This window comes from Streptomyces sp. NPDC058955, from assembly GCF_042741435.1.
GTDB lineage: Bacteria > Actinomycetota > Actinomycetes > Streptomycetales > Streptomycetaceae > Streptomyces.
The window spans coordinates 16,174-32,611 of sequence record NZ_JBHYKM010000098.1 but is presented as its reverse complement, the minus strand read 5'-3'; the positions used below and the strand labels follow the sequence as shown (position 1 = coordinate 32,611).

Sequence of the window (16,438 nt, the reverse complement as noted above, 5' to 3'; positions counted from 1 at the left end):
ACACCCCCGTGCCGGGGGCGGTGGCCCGGGCCCGGGCCACCGCCGTGTCCAGCACGATCTGCGCCTGCCGCCGCAGCCCGCTCTCGGTGGGGCCGTAGACGGACGGCTCCAGGTCGACGCGGAACAGCGGCCAGATGAAGGCGTGCGCGACGACCAGCCGCAGTCCCCGCTGTCCCGCCTCCCGCGCCGCCGCCTCCACCGCCCGGAGCGGGGGCCGGCGGCGCGCGCGGCACCCAGTCCCGGAACTCCCCCCGCCCGCCCGCCCCCCCCGCCCGCCCCCCCCACCGCCGGCCGTGCTCCCCGCCGTCGTGGCCCGTTCCTCGCTGCGCCCCATCGCTGTTCCGTCCTTCCGGTGGTGCTCCGCCGATCGCGGGTGGTCTCGTGATCGAGTACACCCGTCGACTGCCCGCCGGGCCGGGCGCCACGCGGGCCGGAAGTCCCGCGCGGCCCCGCGAAAGGTCCCCGGGGCGGGACGTCAGGCGGCGAGGAACGCCTCGATCGCCCGGGCCAGGTCCTTGGGCGTCTCCTCCGGCGGGTAGTGCCCGGCGTCCGCCAGGACCTCCAGGCGGGCGTTGGGGTACCAGCGCAGCCAGGTCGCCTCCATCGCCTCCGCGCCGAGCGCCGGGTCGTGCGCGCCGACGACGAGCAGCACGGGCGTCGGGTTGTCGCGGACCCGCTCGTGGAAGTCGCCGCCGGCCCAGGAGTCCAGGTAGGCGCGGAACGCGGCGACGGAGGACCGGCTCACCGAACGGTCGACGACCGCGTCCAGCCACGGGCCGCCGTACCGGCCGCCGGTGGTGTGGTCGATGATCACCCGGCGCAGGGCCGGGTCGTCGGCGGCCCCGGCGAACAGCTGCCGGCTCTCCTCGTCGAGGGGGAAGCCGGCGGCGGAGACGGGCGAGATCCCGACGATCGAGCGGACCCGGTCGGGCGCGTCGAGGAGCATCAGCTGGGCGGCCTTGCCGCCCATCGAGTGGCCGATGACGGAGAACGAGTCCCAGCCGAGGTCGTCGGCGACGGCCAGCGCGTCCGCGGCGACCTCCTCCATCGTGAAGTCCCCGGCGGCGTCCCGGGCCTCGCCGTAGCCGCGGCAGTCGAGGAAGGCGTAGCTGCCCGCCGAGGCGTCGAGATGCGCGCGCAGCGGGTCGAAGCTGCTGCGGTCGCCGAACCAGTTGTGGAGGACGAGGGCCCTCCCCGGGCCGTCGCCGTGGACGTCGTACGGAAGTACCCGGCCGGTCATGGTGCCCCCTGCGCGCGAGGTGGTGACGAGGTTGACGGTGCCCTCCGCACGCGGGTGACGGCGGCGCACGACGACCGAGTGTGACGGTCCGGACGCGCCGGGTCAACAGGCCCGGGGCCAAGGGGGCGACGCCCGCACGCGCACGTGCGCGCGCCCGGCGGGAGCGCCCGCTCCCCGCGCGGGGAGCCCCGCCGGAGGCCGTACGCCGGGATGCGGCGGGTTTCACGGCGGGCGCATGCTGGCTGTGTGACCCCGCGCGATCCGCCCCCCGGCACGCCCCCGCAGGCCCTGACGCAGGCGCTGGCGGAGGCGGCGACGGACGCCGTCGAGGCGGTCGGCGGCTACGCCGGCGGCGTCTACCTGCGGTCCGGTACGGAGGGGCTGCTGCGGCTCTCGGTGCTGGCGGGCCTGCCGGGCGAGCTGTTCCGGCCCTGGTCGCGGATGCACACCAACCGCCCGTTCCCGGTCGCCGAGGTGCACCGCTCCGGGCAGCCGGTGCACCTGGCGGACGTCGAGGAGTCGATGCGACGGTTCCCCCAGCTGGTGGCGAGCCTGCCCTTCCCCTTCTCGTCCCTGTACGTCCCGGTGGTGGGCGGCCGGGAGCGGTTCGGGGTCCTGGTGGTGCTGCGGCCGCCGACGCCCGGCCTGCCGGTGGGCGCGCGGGACCGGGAGCGGATGACCCGTGCGGGGCTGCGGCTCGGGGAGGTCCTGGCGGAGCTCGTGGCGGGCGGGACGCCGGTGCGCTGGCCGGGCGACCCGATCTGCGTCCAGCTGCCGTCGGGCGCCGTGCCGCCGGTGCGGTTCGGCTCCTTCGACTGGGACCTCGCGGCGGGGACCGTGACCATGGACGACGGGCTCCGGGCGATCCTCGGCGTGACGGACGCCTCCCCGCTGCCGATCGAGGCGCTGACCTCCCGGCTGGAGCCGGAGGACGGCTACGCGCTGTGGGCGGCGGCCCGCCGGACGGGCGCCGCGGACGGCAGCGGCTCGGTGCGCCGGCTGCGGCTGAAGGGACCGGACGGCGGGCTGCACCTGCTGGAGGTGTCGGCGCGCTCGCGGTTCGTCGGGGCGGACGGGCACGGGCACCTGACCGGCGCCCTGGTCGACCTGGGCACCGGGCTGGTCGGCTCGGACGCCACTGACCGGCTGCCGCGGGCCATCCTGGCCATCGACCGGCTCGGCCGGGTCACCTACGTCAACGAGCGCACCGAGCGGCTGCTCGGGCGCCCGCGCGGGGCGCTCGCGGGACGGCCGCTGTGGGAGGCGCTGCCCTGGTTCGCCCACCCGTTCCACGAGGAGCAGCTGCGGGCCGCGCTGCTGTCGACGGAGCCGGTGCGCTTCCTGGCCCGCCCCGAGGAGGGCAGGTGGCTGTCGGTGTCGCTCCACCCGGGCCGGGACGGCGTGACCATGGTGCTGGTCCCGGAGGAGGCCCCGGAGCCGGACGCGGCGCGGGACACGGCCCCGGACACGGCGCGGGACACGGCGCCCGCGCCCGCGCCGTCGCCGCGGGCCGGCGACGGGCTCGGCACCGAGGGCACGCGGGCGGCGTCGCTGTACCGCCCGGTGGCGCTGGCGATCGCGCTGACGGAGGCGGTGACCGCGCGGCAGGTGTCGGCGGTGGTCACCGAGGAACTGCTGCCGGCCTTCGGCGGGCGGCAGCTGGCGATCTACCTGCTGAGCGACCGGCGGCTGTATCTGGCGTGGGAGACGGGGTTCCCGCCGGGGTTCCTGGACCCGTTCGACGGGGTGGCGCTGGACGCCCGGGTCCCGGGGGTGGACGCGCTGACGGGCGGCCGGGCGCTGTTCTTCGAGTCGATGGAGATGCTGCACCGGACCTATCCGGAGCTGCCGCTGGACGCGGAGTCGGGCGCGCGGGCGTTCCTGCCGCTGATCGCCTCGGGCCGGCCGGTCGGTTCGTGCATCCTCGGCTTCGACCGGCCGCGCGACTTCGGCCCGGAGGAGCGGGCGGTGCTCACCGCGCTCGCCGGCCTGATCGCCCAGGCACTGGAGCGGGCGCAGCGGTACGACTCCGAGGCCGCCGTCGCGCGCGGGCTCCAGGACGCGCTGCTCCCGCACCGGCTGCCGGTGCGGGAGGGCGTCGAGACGGTGGGCCGCTATCTGCCCGGGACGCAGGGCATGGACGTGGGCGGCGACTGGTACGACGTGGTGGAGACGGCCCGCGGCGAGCTGGCGCTGGTCATCGGGGACGTGCAGGGACACGGGGTCGCGGCGGCGGCGACGATGGGCCAGCTGCGGAGCGCGGTACGGGCGTTCGCGCTGAGCGGGCTGCCGCCGCAGGACGTGGTGCGGGGCACCAACCGGCTGCTCATCGACCTGGACCCGGGCCAGTTCGCGAGCTGCTGCTACGTGGTCCTGGACGCGCGGACGGGGGACGCGCGGGCGGTGCGGGCCGGGCATCCGCAGCCGCTGCTGCGGCAGCCGGACGGGACGGCGGAGCTGCTGGACATCGCGGGCGGGGTGGTGCTGGGCGTGGACGGGCGGGCCGCGTATCCGGAGACGCGGCTGCGGCTGGCGGACGGCGCGGTCCTCGCGCTGTTCACGGACGGGCTGGTGGAGCGGCCGGGAGCGGACATCGACGACGGGGTGGAGCGGCTGCGCCGGACGCTGGCGTCGACGGGTTCGCTGCCGCTGGCGGAGGCGGCGGACCGGCTGATGCACGAGGCGGTGCGGGCGTCGGACCGGCCGGACGACATCGCCCTGCTGCTGGCGGCCCGGTGGTCGCGGCAGGGCGGGTAGGGCGGGTCCCGGCGCTCACCCGGTCGGGTCAGCGGCGCTGGTCGGCGCGGGCGGTCCCGGCGAGGCTGGGGAGGGTCCGTGCCGTTCGGGCCGGACAGGACGGGGTGGCCGTACGGCGGCCGCCCGAGGCGAGGAGGTCCCGTGCAGCAGGACAAGCAGCCCGACTACCGGCCCGTGGTCTTCCGTGACCGCTCGGCGGGGTACGCGTTCCTGACGCGGTCGACCGCGACGAGCGAGCAGACCATCGAGTGGGACGACGGCGAGACGTATCCGGTGATCGACGTCGAGATCTCGTCGGAGAGCCACCCGTTCTACACGGGCAAGGCGCGGACCGTGGACACGGAGGGGCGGATCGCCAAGTTCGAGCGCCGTTACGGCGAGGGAGAGGGCGGCTGAGGCCGCCGCCGCCGACGGGCCGGGGCGGTGGAGAGGTGTCCGGTGGACGCCGCTCCTCCCGCCCCGTTCCGTGGGGTGCCGGCCGGGGCCGGTCGGTCCTAGACGGTGCCGGACTTGCTGATCGTGATCTTGGCGCTGGTGGCGCCGGAGCGGGAGCCCAGGGCCTCGATCTTCTTGACCAGGTCCTGGCCCTCGACGACCTCGCCGAAGACGACGTGCTTGCCGTCCAGCCAGTCGGTGACGATGGTGGTGATGAAGAACTGCGAACCGTTGGTGTTCGCGCCCGCGTTCGCCATCGAGAGCAGGAACGGGCGGTCGTGCTTGAGGGCGAAGTTCTCGTCCTCGAACTTCGCGCCGTAGATGCTCTTGCCGCCGGTGCCGTTGCCGGCGGTGAAGTCGCCGCCCTGCAGCATGAAGGCGGGGATGACACGGTGGAACGAGGAGCCCTCGTAGCCGAAGCCGTTCTGGCCGGTGGCGAGCTCGCGGAAGTTGCGCGCCGTCTTCGGGACGACGTCGTCGAACAGCTGGAAGACGATCCGGCCGGCCGGCTCGTCGTTGATGGTGATGTCGAAGAAAACGTTGTTGCTCATGGGGCCATCCTGTCATTACCCGCGCACGGCGCGCGCACGGGCCGCCTCCCGGCGGGTCATGACACGCCGGGGGGGGCGCCCCCGCCCGGGGCGGGGGGGCCGCGCGGGGGGGGGGGGCGCGCGCGCGCGGGGCCCCCCGGGGGCCCCGGGCGCGCCCCCGCGGCCCCTCGCTCGGGCTCTCCCCCCCCGCTGGGCCCCCCGCGGGGCGGGGGCGGGGGCACCCGGAGGCGGTGGGACCGGGGTCAGCGGAGTCCCTGGGCGGAGCCGTCGGCGACGGTCCCCTCCACGGTGGTGACGGTCTCGTGGACGACCTCGGCGGCGCCGTCCTGCTGGAGCAGTCCGGTGGCCCCGCCGAGGCCCAGGGGGGTCTCCGCGGCGCTGGCCTGCGGCGGCGGGGTGACGAGGGCGGTGACGACGCCTGCGGCGAGGGAGGCGATGGCGAGCATGCTGCGCTTCTTCATGCCCTGGTCAACTACTGGGACGGGAAAGGGTTACGGTCCGCCCTCCGGCCCGTCGGTCCCTCGGTCGCAGGCCCGCAGTCCGTCACCTCGTCGGTCCGTCAGCTCGTCGGTCCGTCAGCTCGTCGGTCCGTCAGCCCGCGGAGACGAGTCCGGCCTCGTAGGCGAGGATGACGAGCTGGACCCGGTCGCGGGCGTCGAGTTTGGCGAGGAGCCGGGTGACGTAGGTCTTCACGGTGGCGAGGGTGATGTGGAGCTCGTCGGCGATCTCCGTGTTGGACAGGCCCCGGCCGACGAGGGTGAGGACCTCCTGTTCGCGTTCGGTGGTGCGCTCGGCGAGCCGGAGCGCGGCGGGGCTCGGGTCGGCCGCTGAGGTGTCCCGGCCCTCGCGGGGGCGGCGGGTGAACTCCTTGATGAGGCGTCCGGTGACGGCGGGGGCGATCAGGGCGTCGCCGGAGGCGACGATCCGGACGGCGGCCAGGATGTCGTCCATCGCCATGTCCTTGACGAGGAAGCCGGAGGCGCCGGCGTGCAGGGCGCCGTAGACGTGGTCGTCGTCGTCGAAGGTGGTGAGGACGACCACGCGGGCGCCGGTGGGACCGGCGGTGATCCGCCGGGTGGCCTCGATGCCGTCGGTGCCGGGCATCCGCAGGTCCATGACGACCACGTCGGCTGCCGTCTCCTCGACGAGGCGGACGGCTTCGGCGCCGTCGGACGCCTCGCCGGCGACGAGCAGGTCCTCGGTCTCCGCGATGACCATGCGCAGGGCGGTGCGGACGAGCGGCTGGTCGTCGGCGAGGACGACCCGGACCGGGGGCGGGGTGGTGGCGGCAGCGGCGGTGGTGTCGCTCATGCGGGGGCGGCTCCTGGTGGAACGGGCAGGTGGGCGGTGACGCGGAAGCCGCCGCCGGGGCGGGGTCCGGCGGCGAACTCGCCGTGCAACAGCCCGACGCGCTCCCGCATGCCGACGAGGCCGTAGCCGGAGCCGCCTCCGCCGGTCCGGTCGGGTCGGCGGCCCGGGGCGGGACCGGGGTCCTCGACGGTGAGGGCGAGGGTGTCGGGGTCGCGGTGGTCGACGGTGATGGTGCAGGTGTCCGCGCCGGAGTGGCGCACGACGTTGGTGACGGACTCCTGGAGGACGCGGAAGGCCGAGAGGTCGATGTCGGGCGGCAGGGGCCGGGGGGCGCCGACGCGGCGGACGGTGACGCGCACGCCGGCGGCGCCGGTCGTCTCGGCGAGCCGGTCGAGCGAGGCAAGCCCGGGCGGGGCGGTCGGGCCGGTCGGGGCGGGCTCGGTGCGGGCGCCGGACGGCGGGGCGGCGGTGGGGGCGACGGCGTCGGGGGCATCGGCGGTGTCGGCGGCGTCCGCGGTGCGGAGGGCGCCGAGCATGCGGCGGAGGCCGGCGAGGGTCTCGCGGCTGGCGGTCTCGATCTCGCCGAGGGCTTCCCGGGCCAGTTCCGGCCGCTTGTCGATGACGAGGCGGGCGGCACCGGCCTGGAGGGCGACGATGCCGATGCTGTGGGCGACGGTGTCGTGCATCTCGCGGGCGATCCGCAGCCGTTCGGCGATGACGGCCTGCTCGGCGGCGCGGGCGCGGGTCTCCTCGGCGTGCAGACGGTTCTGTCGCGCCGACCGGCCGAGGAGCCAGACGGCACCGGCGGTGGAGAGCACGGCGAGCGCGGTGGTGGTGCCGGCCGTCCAGCCGGCCAGGAGCCGGACGGCGAGGTGGCCGAGGACGACGCCGACCGCGAGGAAGGCGGCGCGGTCGGACTCCTTCGGTGGTCGGCGGGCGGCGATGGTGTAGAGGGCGACGTCGACCGCGAGGTACTGGGCGAGCGGTATGGCGGTGACGCCCAGCGGGAAGGAGCAGATCACCGCGGCGGCGAGGAGGTGGCCGAGGCCGACGGTGGGCCGGCGGTCGAGGAGGGCGCTGCCCCGGAGGGCGAGGGCGGTGGCGAGGGCGAGCATGGTGAGCCCGTCCCAGCGGAGGAAGACGACGCCCCGCAGGACGTCGGCCTCCTCCTGACCGGGCAGACGCAGGCGCAGGAGCACGGTGAAGAGGAGTCCGGCGAGCCAGGCGATCGCCGCCCACCGGCCGGGCGTGACCCGTCGACGGAACGGCGCTCGCGAGGTCGCTGACATGTCGGTGATCGTAGATCGCGGGGCGGTGTCGGGTCATCAACCCCAGGTTGTACGACCGGGGATGACCAGCGTGCCGTCCGATTGTCCGTCCTGGTCGGATGTCCGGGGGCGGGCCGGGGCGGCACCGTGGTGGACATGATCGAAGTCAGGGAACTCACGAAGCTCTACGGCGCCACCACCGCGGTCGACGGGCTGAGCTTCACCGTGCGGCCGGGCCGGGTCACCGGGTTCCTCGGGCCCAACGGGGCGGGGAAGAGCACGACGCTGCGGATGATCCTCGGGCTGCACGCGCCGACCTCCGGGACGGTGACGGTCGGGGGCCGGCGGTTCGCCGACCGGCCTCGCGGACTGCGGCACGTGGGCACGCTCCTCGATGCCGCGGACGTGCACGGCGGACGGACCGCGCGGTCGCACCTCGCGGTGCTCGCGCGGAGCAATCGGATACCGCTCGCGCGGGTCGACGAGGTGCTGGAGGAGGTCGGTCTCGGTGCCGCGGCGCGGCGGCGGATCGGCGGTTTCTCGCTGGGGATGCGGCAGCGGCTGGGGATAGCGGGCGCGTTGCTGGGCGATCCGCCGGTGCTGCTGTTCGACGAGCCGCTCAACGGGCTGGATCCGGAGGGGGTGCGGTGGGTGCGGGGGCTGTTCGGGCGGCTCGCCGGGGAGGGGCGGACGGTGTTCGTCTCCAGCCATCTGATGAGCGAGATGGAGCACACGGCCGATGACCTGGTGGTGGTCGGCCGGGGCCGGCTGATAGCCGAGGAGAGTCTGGCGGAGTTCGCGGCGCGCGGGGCACGGCCGAGCGTCACGGTGGGGACGCGGGCGCCGGGCGTGCTGACGCCGCTGCTGCTGGCGGCGGGCGCGGAGGTGGTGTCGGAGGAGGGCCGGCTGACGGTGACGGGGTTGAGCGCGGCGCGGATAGGCGAGCTGGCGGTGGAGCACCGGGTGGTCCTGGACCAGCTGACGACCCGTAGGGCCTCGTTGGAGGAGGCGTTCATGGAGCTGACGGCGGAGAGCGCCGACTACACGGCAGGGGGTGTGCGATGACGACGCTGGTCGTTCACGCGGCGGAGCCGCGGGACCGGTTCCGCGATCTGGTGGCTTCGGAGTGGCTGAAGCTGTGGTCCCTGCGGTCGACCGGCTGGTCGCTGCTGCTGGGCGCGCTGGCGGTGATGGCCTTCAACGTCGGGACGGCCTGGGACCACTACCGGTACTGGAACGCCTACGACGAGGCCGCGCGGGCGGCGTTCGTGGCGGACGGTCTGGCGCTGGGGGACGCGTTCACGGGGAACGCGTCGATGGTGCTGGTGCTGTGTTCGGCGGCACTGGGGGCCGTGGCGGTGGTCGGCGAGTACGGCAGCGGTCAGGTGCGGACGACCTTCGCCGCGGTGCCGGCTCGGGGGGCGCTGATATCGGCGAAGGCGCTGGTGCTGGCCGGGGTGCAGGCCGGGTTCGGGGCGGTGGTCGCGGGAGCTTCGTTCTGGGCGTCGCAGGCGGTCCTGTCGCTGCGGGACACGGAGGTGTCGCTGAGCCATCCGGGGGCGGTGCGGCTGGTGGTGGCCTCGGCGCTGCTGGCGCCGGTGTGCGCGCTGGTGGGGATGGCGCTGGGGGCGCTGCTCCGGCGTGGGGCGGCGGCGGTGGTCGGTGCGGTGGTGCTGCTGTTGCTGCTGCCGTCGGTGCTGAGCGAGGAGCGACGGCTGACGGCGGTACTGGGGCACGCGACGCCGCTGCGGGCGTGGCGGAGGCTGGCCGCGGAGGGGGCGATGGGGCCGTTCCCGTGGACGACGGGCGGGGCGTGGCTGGTCTACGGCGGGTGGGCCGCGGTGGCGGTGCTGGTGTCGGTCGTGGTGGTGCGGGGGCGGGACCAGTGAGCCGGCGGCGGGTCAGGGGCGGTCGGCGCGGGTGAGGCGGCGGCGGAGGCGGGTCTCGTGGACGAGACGGCCGGCGAGGGCGCTGCCGTAGACGACGAAGCCGACGCCGACGAGCCAGGACTGGAGGACGAGGACGGTGCCGAACTGACCGTAGGTGACGGCGTTGGAGGCGATCAGCGGGGAGAAGACGAGCTGGGAGAAGATCCGCAGTCCGAGGAGGCCCAGGGCGGTGAGGACGGCGCCGGGCAGGAGGGCGCGCCAGCGGATGCGGCCGCACAGGAGGAAGCGCTGGGACCACCAGAAGAAGAGGAAGGTGCCGACGAGGTCGCCGAGGGCGACGAGGACGGTGACGACGGCGGGGGCGTGTTCGGGGGCGGGGAAGGCGACGAAGAGGAGGAGGGCGGCGACGAGGACGGCGAGCCAGACGATGTGGCGCCACATGGTGTGCCAGCGGGCGGTGGGCAGGTCCCAGGCGCGTTCGTAGCCGGTCTGGACGGCGGAGCCGAAGGTGACGCCGAAGGCGGCGAGGGCGGCGAGACCGAAGGCGGTGGTGCGTTGGAGGGCCTGGCCGGGCTGACCGAAGAGGAGTTCGACCTCTTCCTGGGAGACCTCGGTGACGCCGAGGCCCTGGATGAGCCAGCGGGCGAAGCCCTGGCCCCGGGAGAGGTCGGCGGCGGCCACCACGATGAGGAGGGGGACGAGGGTGAGGAGGCTGAGGGCGGCGAACCCCATGGCGCGGTGCATGAGTTCCATGGCGCGGCCGCGGTTCCAGGCGAGCCCCACGGGTGATGCGAGCAGGCGGGCGTGCCAGCGCTGGAACGGGTGCGCGTGTTCGTGCGGCGGCTGGTCGCGCGGCGTACCGGGGGTGGGGGGCATGTCTGGTCCGGTACCCGCCGGAGGGCCGGGTCCCGCAGCGATGCGGCCGAACGGGTGGGGCGGTCAGGGCAGGCGGCGGGCGGCGGGTCCGGGGGTGACGGTGACCTCGCGGGCGGTGAGGACCTGGGCGTCGTCGCCGGCGCACTGGACGACGACCCGGACGGGGGATCCACAGTCGGTGTGGCGGATGTCCAGGGCGGGGCCCTCGGGGTCGCCGGTGTGGGTGTCGCCCCACTGTTTGAGGGCGAGCATGACGGGCCAGAGGTCGATGCCCTTGGGGGTGAGCCGGTACTCGTGGCGGGTGCGGGTGCCGGGTTCCCGGTAGGGGACGCTGCGGAGCACTCCGGCGGCGACGAGTTTGCGCAGCCGGTCGGCGAGGACGGCCTCGGAGAGGCCGATATGGCGGCGGAAGTCGTCGTACCGGCGGACGCCGTTGAAGGCGTCGCGCAGGATGAGCAGGCTCCACTTCTCGCCCACGAGGTCCAGGGTGCGGCGGACCGAGCAGTTCTCGGTGTCCGTCTCCAGCCACTTCATCGTCACACTCTAGCCACCTGGCTGCGTCGTTGACAGTCAGCCGACGCGGGGTCTAGCTTCGCGGTACAGAGCCAGCCGTCGGGACGGCGACGGGGAACGACGGAGTGGAGTGGTCATGGGACGGTCGCGGACGGTCGAGTGGGAGGACGCCGGGGCCACGGCACGGGCGGCGGCGTCGATGGCGGGGCTGGACTTCCTGCGCGAGATGATCGCGGGCCGGCTGCCGGGCCCGCCGATCGCGGCGCTGCTCGGCTTCTCCCTGGAGGAGGTCGAGGACGGGCGGGCGGTCTTCGTCCTGGAGCCCGGCGAGGAGCACTACAACCCGATCGGCAGTGTGCACGGCGGGGTCTACGCCACGCTGCTCGACTCGGCGGCGGGGTGCGCGGTGCACACCACGCTGCCGCTGGGGACCGCGTACACCTCGCTCGACCTGCAGACCCGTTTCCTGCGGCCGATCACGATGGACACGGGCAAGGTGCGGGCCGTCGGCACCGTCATCTCGCGGGGGCGGCGCACCGCGCTCGCGGAGGCGGGGCTGTACGACGAGGAGGACCGTCTCCTCGCGCACGCCACCAGCACCTGCATGCTCTTCCCGGTTCCCGGCCGGGAGACGGGCGACGGCGCTCGCGCCTGAGCCCCGCGCGCGCCCGTCCGGTCAGCGCCTGCCGACGACCGGGCGGGCGCGGGTGCACCGGTCGGGCGCCGCGTCGGGGGACGCGGTGGCCTGGAGGGCCGCGCTGACCAGGGTGGCGAGCAGGTCGATGTCGGACCCCGCGTCGAGCCGGACCGTCACCCAGCCGGAGCCAGCCCGCAGCCGGACCGCGGTGGAGTTCTGGAGGGCGGGCCGCAGCCGGGCGACCATCGCGCGGGTGAGGTGGACGTCGGCCTCGTGCTCGCCGTGGAAGTGGACGATCTCCTCCGTCGCCGTCCCGAGGCCGAGTTCGGCACCGCAGTGCGCACGGCCACGGATCAGCGAGGGCCAGCTCATCAGACGTTCACTGGCATGCCTGGCCGTGTTCATACGAGGAGCGTGCCGGGCCGCGGGGCGCGGCACAAGCGTCCTGGCGAAAGAATCCCGTCGAGTCCGGAAACCGACCTCCGGAGAGGGCGAGATGACGACATGTCACCACCCTGGGTGGGAGCGGCGGAGCGCTGTGTCACCGGTGCCGGATCAGCCCGCCGGGCGGACCCGGACGCGGGCCGCGAGGACGGCGACGTCGTCCTCGGCGTGATGGGCGTCGAGTCGGCCGAGGACCTCGTCGACGACCTGTTCCGGTCCGGGTTCGGGCGGCAGTCGCAGTCCGGCCAACCGGGCCAGCGAGACGTCGATGTCCTCGCCCCGGCGCTCGACCAAACCGTCGGTGAAGAGCAGCAGGGTGTCGCCCTGTCCGAGGGAGCGGGTGGCCGGGTCGTAGCCGCCGACGCCGGTGCCGAGCGGCGGCCCGACGGGCAGGTCCACCAGCTCGGCCGAGCCGTCCGGGCCGAAGACCGCCGGCGGCAGGTGGCCGGCGCTGGCGAAGGTGGCGGTGCCGCGCCCGGGGTCCACCCGGACCAGCAGACAGGTCGCGGGGCGGCGGGCGCCGTCCTCGGCGACGACCGCGTCCAGGTGGCGCAGCACCCGGTGCGGCGGGAGGTCGGTGGCGGCGACCTCGCGGAGCGCCGAGCGGTAGGCGTTCATGTCGACGGCCGCCTCGAGTCCGTGGCCCATGACGTCGCCGACGACGAGCAGGCTGCGGCCGAAGTGGAGCCGTACGGTCTCGAACCAGTCGCCGCCGACCAGGGTGCGCTGCCCGACCGGCAGATAGCGGCCGGCGATCTCCAGATTGGGGTGGGGCCGGCCGGGCTCCGCGACGAGGGCGCGCTGGAGGTGGAGGGCGACGTCCTCGGTGGCGGCGAGCCGCCGGGCGTGCCGGATGTGGCGGGCCGCGAGGCGCGCCGCCTGCCGCAGCACGACCCGGTCCTCGTCGGTGTACGGGGGCGCGGCGCGGGTGAGGGTGACGGTGCCCAGCGGGCGCTCGCGGTCCACGGCGAGCGGGGCGGTGAGCGTGGGCAGGGGTCGCGGGGCGACGGGGGTCGGCGGGGCGCCCGCCGGGACGGTGCGCTCGCCCTTGGCGGGCGTCAGCTCGATCGCGGCGGTGCCGCCGGGGTGGCGGGCGAGGAAGGCCGTGAGTTCGCGGCAGGTCACGGTCTCGTCGAGGGTGGTGCCGATCAGGCCGATCGCCGCCTCCAGGACGGCCGGCAGGCTCCGCTCGGCCTCGCCCCGCTCCACGCTCTCCGCTCTCTCCGCGCTCTCCGCCACGACACCTCCACCGCCGTGCGGTCACCGGGCGGGCGGTGGGCGCCCGCTCACCCCCATTGCACCAGCGGGCGCCGTTCCGCGCGCGGCACGCGGCGACGCGGGAACGGTTGTGCGGCGATGCGGGATCTGATCAAGTACGACCAGAGGCTACCGGCCGGTACGACACTTCGCTCCCTGGGGGGACTGCCATGACGAACGGGTTCTTCGGCTCCGTCGACGAGGTCGCCGAACGGCTCGCCGCGACCGGATACCTGGCCTCCCCCGCCATCGCCACCACGGTCTTCCTCGCCGACCGGCTGGGCAAGCCGCTCCTGGTCGAGGGACCGGCGGGCGTCGGCAAGACGCAGCTGGCCAAGGCCGTCACGGAGGCGACCGGCGCCCGGCTCGTCCGGCTCCAGTGCTACGAGGGCGTCGACGAGTCCCGGGCGCTGTACGAGTGGAACCACGCCAAGCAGCTGCTGCGGATCACGGCCGGGCGCGGCGAGTCCTGGGACGAGACCCGCACCGACATCTTCAGCGAGGAGTTCCTGCTCCCCCGGCCGCTGCTGACCGCGATCCGGTCCGAGGAGCCGACGGTGCTGCTCGTGGACGAGACCGACAAGGCCGACGTCGAGGTGGAGGGCCTGCTCCTGGAGGTGCTCGGCGACTTCCAGGTCACCGTGCCCGAGCTGGGGACGATCACCGCCGCCCGGCGCCCCTTCACCGTCCTCACCTCCAACGCCAGCCGCGAGCTGTCCGAGGCGCTGCGGCGGCGCTGCCTCTTCCTGCACATCGGCTTCCCCGAGGAGGAACTGGAGCGCCGGATCGTCACGCTCAAGGTCCCCGGCCTCGACGCGGCCCTCGCCGCCTCGGTGGTCCGGACCGTGGGCGCGCTGCGCGCCATGGACCTGCGGAAGGTGCCCTCGGTCTCGGAGACGATCGACTGGGCGCGGACGCTGCTCGCGCTCGGGGCGGAGCGGTTGGACGAGCGGGTGGTCCGGGAGACCCTGGGCGTCCTGCTCAAGCACCAGGACGACATCGTGCGGGCCGGGGCCAAGCTCGACCTGGACGCGGTGTGACCGGCGACGGCACCACCTCGGCGGCCGCCGAGGGGCCCGTCGCGCGGCTGACCGGCCTGGTGGCGGCGCTGCGCGACCACGGTTTCGGCATCGGCACCGGCGAGACCGTCGACGCCGGGCTCGCGCTCGAAGCGGTCGGATTCGCCGACCGGGAGCGGATGCGGGAGGCGCTCGCCGCGACCCTGCTGCACGGCGAGCGGCAGCGCCCCGTCTTCGACCGGGTCTTCGACCTGTACTTCCCCGCGCTGGTCACCGCACCCGGGCAGCACGAGGAAGAGGCCGGCGACGCCGCCGACGTCGCCGGGCTGCGGGCGCGGATCGCGGAGGCGCTCGCCGCCGGCGACACCGTCCTCCTGGACCGGCTGGCGGCCGAGGCGGTCGCCGGGTTCGGCGGCTACGGCTCCGGCCCCGGGACCGACGGCTGGTCCTCGTACCAGACCCTCTCCCGGCTCCGCCCCGAGACCCTGCTCGCCCGGGTGCGCGCCGCGCGCACGGAATCCGGCCGGGAGCCGGAGTTCGCCGACCGGCTCCTCGACGACGAGATCCGGCGGGCGATCGACGGCTTCCGCGAGCGGGTGCGGACCGAGGCGCGGCGCCGGGTCGCCGACCGGCAGGGCCGTGACCGGGTGGCCCGGCGGGCCGTGGCCGGGACGGCGGACCGGGTGGACTTCCTGCTGGCCGGCCGCGAGCAGCTGGACGAGCTGCGCCGTACGGTGCGGCCGCTGGCGCGCAAGCTGGCCACCCGGCTCGCGGCCCGCAGGCGCCGGGCCTCGCGCGGCGAGATCGATCTGCGCAGGACCCTCCGGGGCTCGCTGTCCACCGGCGGCGTGCCGGTGCGGCCGGTGCTGCGCCGGCGGCGTCCCGGCCGCCCGGAGCTGGTGCTGCTGTGCGACGTCTCCGGGTCTGTGGCCGGTTTCGCGCAGTTCACGATGCTGCTGGTGCAGGCCCTGCACGACCAGTTCAGCCGGGTCCGGGTCTTCGCCTTCGTCAACCGGGTCGACGAGGTCACCGGCCTCCTCGCCCGGGGTGCGGCGGACCCGGCGGGGCTCGGCGAGCGGATCCTCGCGGAGGCCCGGCTGACCGGCTGGCACGGCCAGAGCGACTACGGGACGGCGCTGGACGAGTTCGTCGAGCGGTACGCGGACGCGCTCGGCCCCCGCACCGTCGTCTTCGTCCTCGGCGACGCCCGCACCAACCAGGCCGACCCCCGCACGGAATCCCTGCGGATCATCGCGGAGCGCGCCCGCAGGGTGCACTGGCTCAACCCGGAGCAGCCGGCACTGTGGGGCACGGGCGACTCGGTGGCCCCGCTGTACGCGGAGCTGGTCGACATGCGGCCCTGCCGCAACGCCCGCCAGCTCGGCGAACTCGTCGGCCGCCTGCTCCCGGTCTGACCGCGCGGCATCGGCGCGCCCGCGCCCCGCGCCCCGGTCGCCCCGCCGCCGCCCGCTCCCCCGCTCCCCCGCTCCCGCCGGTCCTGGCTGTACGGTCCCGAGGCGGGCGAACTAGCGTGGGGTCCATGGAACTCCTGGGAGACATCACCCCCGACCGTCCGCTGCTCGTCCTCGCCGTCAAGGAGGAGGCGCAGTTCTTCGACACCTCCCTGCCCGTGCTGCTCACCGGGATGGGCAAGGTGAACGCGGCGACCGCGCTCGCCGCTGTCCTGGGCCGCGGCCCGCGTCCCACGGGCGTCGTCAACCTCGGCACCGCCGGCGCGCTGCGCCCCGAGTGGACGGGCACGCACGTCGTCGGCACGGTCCTCCAGCACGACCTGGACGGCGAGCTGCTGGCGACGCTGACCGGCGAGACGTACGGGGCGCCGATCGCGCTCCCCGACGGCGGTGACGTGGTCCTGGCCACCGGGGACGCGTTCATCTCCGACGAGGCCGCCCGGGCCCGGCTCGCCGAGCGGGCGCCGCTGGTCGACATGGAGGGCTACGCCCTGGCCGTCGCCGCGGAGCGGGCCGGGGTGCCGCTGCGGATCGTGAAGCACGTGAGCGACGAGGCCGGCGACGGCGCCGACCGCACCTGGCGCGACTCGGTCGCCGCCTGCTCCCGCGAGCTGGCCGACTGGGCGGCGGCCCACATCCCGGCGTACCACGGCTGACCGGTGCACCGCTGCTGACCGGTGCACCGCTGCTGACCGGCGCACGACGGCTGACCGGCGCACCGCACCGGACCGGCCCACCGCACCGGACCGGGGGCCTCGGCCGCCTGCTC

17 protein-coding genes and 1 pseudogene are annotated in these 16,438 nt (G+C 75.5%); 8 read left to right on the top strand and 10 right to left on the bottom strand.

Going from position 1 to position 16,438, the window contains the following annotated elements; all coding sequences use genetic code 11:
* Together ACFW1I_RS29265 and ACFW1I_RS29260 are read right to left on the bottom strand one after the other, a co-directional pair.
* Nucleotides 1-199 (bottom strand): annotated as a pseudogene (locus ACFW1I_RS29265) (universal stress protein); the annotation flags it as partial.
* Nucleotides 200-475: 276 nt separating this feature from the next.
* Nucleotides 476-1,240: an alpha/beta fold hydrolase gene (locus ACFW1I_RS29260; protein WP_384675514.1), complete on the bottom strand. Its 765-nt coding sequence runs from the start codon at nt 1,238-1,240 to the stop codon at nt 476-478.
* A gap of 210 nt (nt 1,241-1,450) precedes the next feature.
* Between ACFW1I_RS29260 and ACFW1I_RS29255 the strand changes: the two genes are divergently transcribed.
* Together ACFW1I_RS29255 and ACFW1I_RS29250 are read left to right on the top strand one after the other, a co-directional pair.
* A complete protein-coding gene (locus tag ACFW1I_RS29255) occupies nt 1,451-3,997 on the top strand; it encodes a SpoIIE family protein phosphatase (protein WP_384675512.1) in 2,547 nt (848 codons plus the stop codon).
* A 141-nt stretch (nt 3,998-4,138) separates the two neighbouring features.
* Nucleotides 4,139-4,393, top strand: coding sequence for a type B 50S ribosomal protein L31 (locus ACFW1I_RS29250; RefSeq protein WP_319012279.1), 255 nt, complete (start codon nt 4,139-4,141; stop codon nt 4,391-4,393).
* 98 nt (nt 4,394-4,491) lie between these two features.
* On the opposite strand, the gene ACFW1I_RS29245 is transcribed toward ACFW1I_RS29250, so the two are convergent.
* The 4 genes from ACFW1I_RS29245 to ACFW1I_RS29230 all read right to left on the bottom strand — a co-directional run bounded on the left by ACFW1I_RS29245 (nt 4,492) and on the right by ACFW1I_RS29230 (nt 7,583).
* Nucleotides 4,492-4,983, bottom strand: coding sequence for a peptidylprolyl isomerase (locus ACFW1I_RS29245; RefSeq protein ID WP_384675510.1), 492 nt, complete (start codon nt 4,981-4,983; stop codon nt 4,492-4,494).
* A 242-nt stretch (nt 4,984-5,225) separates the two neighbouring features.
* The gene (locus ACFW1I_RS29240; protein ID WP_384675508.1) at nt 5,226-5,444 is read right to left on the bottom strand and encodes a hypothetical protein; all 219 of its coding nucleotides are present in this window, start codon (nt 5,442-5,444) and stop codon (nt 5,226-5,228) included.
* Nucleotides 5,445-5,574: 130 nt separating this feature from the next.
* Nucleotides 5,575-6,294, bottom strand: a complete 720-nt coding sequence (locus ACFW1I_RS29235) for a response regulator (protein WP_384675506.1) — start codon at nt 6,292-6,294, stop codon at nt 5,575-5,577.
* Nucleotides 6,291-7,583: a sensor histidine kinase gene (locus ACFW1I_RS29230; RefSeq protein WP_384675504.1), complete on the bottom strand. Its 1,293-nt coding sequence runs from the start codon at nt 7,581-7,583 to the stop codon at nt 6,291-6,293. The genes ACFW1I_RS29235 and ACFW1I_RS29230 overlap by 4 nt, the downstream gene beginning before the upstream one ends.
* 135 nt (nt 7,584-7,718) lie before the next feature.
* Here ACFW1I_RS29230 and ACFW1I_RS29225 point away from each other — a divergent pair, with 135 nt between their 5' ends.
* Nucleotides 7,719-8,627, top strand: coding sequence for an ABC transporter ATP-binding protein (locus ACFW1I_RS29225; protein ID WP_384675502.1), 909 nt, complete (start codon nt 7,719-7,721; stop codon nt 8,625-8,627).
* The gene (locus ACFW1I_RS29220) at nt 8,624-9,451 is read left to right on the top strand and encodes an ABC transporter permease (protein ID WP_384675500.1); all 828 of its coding nucleotides are present in this window, start codon (nt 8,624-8,626) and stop codon (nt 9,449-9,451) included. The genes ACFW1I_RS29225 and ACFW1I_RS29220 overlap by 4 nt, the downstream gene beginning before the upstream one ends.
* Before the next feature lie 12 nt (nt 9,452-9,463).
* On the opposite strand, the gene ACFW1I_RS29215 is transcribed toward ACFW1I_RS29220, so the two are convergent.
* Complete coding sequence (locus tag ACFW1I_RS29215) at nt 9,464-10,327, bottom strand: YhjD/YihY/BrkB family envelope integrity protein (RefSeq protein WP_384675498.1); 864 nt, start codon at nt 10,325-10,327, stop codon at nt 9,464-9,466.
* A gap of 63 nt (nt 10,328-10,390) precedes the next feature.
* The gene (locus tag ACFW1I_RS29210) at nt 10,391-10,861 is read right to left on the bottom strand and encodes a winged helix-turn-helix transcriptional regulator (RefSeq protein WP_384675496.1); all 471 of its coding nucleotides are present in this window, start codon (nt 10,859-10,861) and stop codon (nt 10,391-10,393) included.
* 115 nt (nt 10,862-10,976) lie between these two features.
* Between ACFW1I_RS29210 and ACFW1I_RS29205 the strand changes: the two genes are divergently transcribed.
* Entirely contained in the window at nt 10,977-11,495 is a 519-nt protein-coding gene (locus tag ACFW1I_RS29205; protein WP_384675494.1) for a PaaI family thioesterase, read from the top strand.
* Between the two features lie 21 nt (nt 11,496-11,516).
* On the opposite strand, the gene ACFW1I_RS29200 is transcribed toward ACFW1I_RS29205, so the two are convergent.
* Both ACFW1I_RS29200 and ACFW1I_RS29195 read right to left on the bottom strand, forming a co-directional pair.
* Nucleotides 11,517-11,882: a luciferase family protein gene (locus tag ACFW1I_RS29200; protein ID WP_384675492.1), complete on the bottom strand. Its 366-nt coding sequence runs from the start codon at nt 11,880-11,882 to the stop codon at nt 11,517-11,519.
* A gap of 150 nt (nt 11,883-12,032) precedes the next feature.
* Nucleotides 12,033-13,160, bottom strand: a complete 1,128-nt coding sequence (locus tag ACFW1I_RS29195) for a PP2C family protein-serine/threonine phosphatase (protein ID WP_384675490.1) — start codon at nt 13,158-13,160, stop codon at nt 12,033-12,035.
* Between the two features lie 188 nt (nt 13,161-13,348).
* Between ACFW1I_RS29195 and ACFW1I_RS29190 the strand changes: the two genes are divergently transcribed.
* The 3 genes from ACFW1I_RS29190 (at nt 13,349) to ACFW1I_RS29180 (ending at nt 16,325) form a co-directional block, all read left to right on the top strand.
* Complete coding sequence (locus ACFW1I_RS29190; RefSeq protein ID WP_384675488.1) at nt 13,349-14,218, top strand: AAA family ATPase; 870 nt, start codon at nt 13,349-13,351, stop codon at nt 14,216-14,218.
* Nucleotides 14,215-15,612 (top strand): VWA domain-containing protein, encoded by a 1,398-nt coding sequence (locus ACFW1I_RS29185; RefSeq protein ID WP_384675486.1) that lies wholly within the window; start codon nt 14,215-14,217, stop codon nt 15,610-15,612. Before ACFW1I_RS29190 ends, ACFW1I_RS29185 begins: the two co-directional genes overlap by 4 nt.
* A gap of 125 nt (nt 15,613-15,737) precedes the next feature.
* Nucleotides 15,738-16,325 carry a nucleosidase gene (locus ACFW1I_RS29180; protein WP_384675484.1) on the top strand — a complete coding sequence of 196 codons (588 nt, stop codon included), beginning with the start codon at nt 15,738-15,740 and terminating at the stop codon, nt 16,323-16,325.
* Nucleotides 16,326-16,438 lie beyond the last annotated feature (113 nt).